This window comes from Vibrio sp. 704 (assembly GCF_033339295.1).
Genome location: NZ_JAWOUH010000169.1, coordinates 1 through 948 on the forward strand (window position 1 = coordinate 1; position 948 = coordinate 948).

Consider the following 948-nt stretch of genomic DNA (forward strand, 5'->3'; position numbering starts at 1 on the left):
CGGCATCGTCGATTGAGCGCTTAAACTCTTCTTCTAACGCTAAGATCTGCTGAACTGGTGTTTGTCGATTGCCGTATATAAAGAACGATGCGATTCGGCTAACGCGTTTGTAGACCAAGTGCCAAGTGATGCCAATCAAGGCACAAATCGGAATTGAGATGAGCCATTGATTGTCTTCAGACATTGGAATAAATACCGCACCTAATGGCAGGACGAAAATGGTGCACACAAAAAGCACACTGATCGTCAGATAAGCAAGGTATTTGGCGCTGTAGAATCTCGATGTAAGCAGCGCGTAACCAACAAACAGCATTTCACTGATGGATAACGCTGGTGGCAGCCACGTTAGTGAGAAATCCCCAAGGAAGTAGGTCATGCCTAGGTGTATGACAGCCGTAGACAGCATGAATACTAAGATCCCTGCGATCATGTAATTGTTCTTCGCTATAGAGAGCTTACTGCTGTTTGCGCGCATGCTAATGAGGTTGGTGAGTGTCATAACGACAAAGGTCACCAATCCTATGAAGAAATAAGAAGTGTGAGGGCCAAACTCAATCACAAATTGGCTAGGGCCATCAATCAGCACATTCTCAACGGTTAGGTTCGGGCGTAAATTGATGACCAGAGAATAAACCGTCAGCGCAACAAAAATGCCTTGTTGCCACAGTTTTACTTTGCCTTTTTTCTGCTCGGCGGCGAGCTGGCAAGAAAAGTAGAAAGCAAAAGCAAATGCGAAGAAGGAAGCTAAGTTGGCTAATTTCGCCATGAAAATGCCGCCCTCTGGCCCAAGCAGAGGTAGCAAATCGGTATGGAAGTAGGCGTTACTGCTAATCCAAATAATAATGCATGTCGAATAGGCGATATAAGGCGCGTGGTACGAACCTAAGATCACTTCGTTCTTTTGTTTAAGGCGATAGCAGTAGTACAGCAGCCACACGAGAACCACGG

Annotated in this window: 1 pseudogene; it reads right to left on the reverse strand. The window is 45.8% G+C overall.

Annotation, left to right across the window (positions count from 1 at the left end):
- Positions 1 to 948: pseudogene (locus tag R7R24_RS25215) on the reverse strand (hybrid sensor histidine kinase/response regulator); the annotation flags it as partial.